We start from the raw sequence: 1,100 nt of genomic DNA, 5'->3' as shown, positions 1-1,100 counted from the left end.
TATACCCATCACACCTCAAGATGCAGAATTTAACACCTGAAAATTGTCGTTAATTCTGCTCGCCAAAATATCGCCTAAATTAGGAAGTGTTTGACTAAAAAACTCATCGATTTTATCTCTAAATTCTTTTGCTGTTGCAAAATATTTATTATTTCTGACATGCTCGTTCATTACTTTCCATAACCGCTCTATGGGGTTCAAATTGGGACTGTAAGGCGGGAGGTAATGAAGTTTAATATTGAGCTCTTTTGCCTTCTTTTTAACATCAAGTGCTCGATGGTATCCTGCACCATCTAAAATGATATGAATGCGCTTGTCACCATCATTCTGTGCGCGTAATTCAGTAAAAAACGTCTGAATTGTCTCACTATTTACTTTCTCATAGCGCTTAACGTGTGCTGCTGTTAAGTTATTCAAATCAATCGCACCAATAAGATTTAATCGTGTTCGACTACCTGTGGTTGCTAATGGTTTATCCTGTCCTTTTCTTATCCAACCACAACTTACTTTTGTTGCTTGAGTTGGGTGCATTGCATCAATAAAATAGATTGTTTCATCAGCTACTTGCGCTTTTAACTCTTCATATTCTTTAATAAAAACAGCTTGTTTTTCTTCATCAAACTTATGTGGCACACCTTTAGGGTATTTGTAGCTAAAATTGTGGCGGTGGAGCCATTTATTCAACCCTGAAATAGAAAAACGGAGCGCATGAGTTTTCCATATATACTCGATGATTTCGTAAGAATAACGGTAAGTATTTTGCGTAATATGTTCAATGACATCCGCCGTTTGATGCTGATTTAAATAAGAGCGAGAGCCACCATTTTCAGGTGCTAACTTGTTTTTACTTATATAATCATCAATGTGCCTGACAATTGTAGTTTCATGAAGTCGCAATGCTTGAGCAATCATCGGCGTTGACCAATCTTCAGAGCGCAGTAATACCGCTTTTATCCGATCTCGAATACGACCATCACGGCTTGCGTCGTGAAGGGCTTCAAGATCTATTTTTTGCTCTGTGGTCAATTCAATTTTTTTCATGTGGGTATCATGATCCTCATTACTGTAAAAATCAAGCACCTTCATTGATCACGGGTATA

The 1,100-nt window shown here is 37.5% G+C and carries 1 protein-coding gene; it reads right to left on the bottom strand.

What is annotated here, in order from left to right:
- Positions 1-15: 15 nt before the first annotated feature.
- Complete coding sequence (locus tag QMA12_RS22045; RefSeq protein WP_290211510.1) at positions 16-1,041, bottom strand: IS630 family transposase; 1,026 nt, start codon at positions 1,039-1,041, stop codon at positions 16-18.
- Positions 1,042-1,100: the final 59 nt, after the last annotated feature.

Origin of the sequence: Pseudoalteromonas sp. APC 3893, from assembly GCF_030408095.1 — a bacterium.
Taxonomy (GTDB): domain Bacteria; phylum Pseudomonadota; class Gammaproteobacteria; order Enterobacterales; family Alteromonadaceae; genus Pseudoalteromonas.
This window is presented reverse-complemented; position numbering and strand designations above follow the sequence as displayed.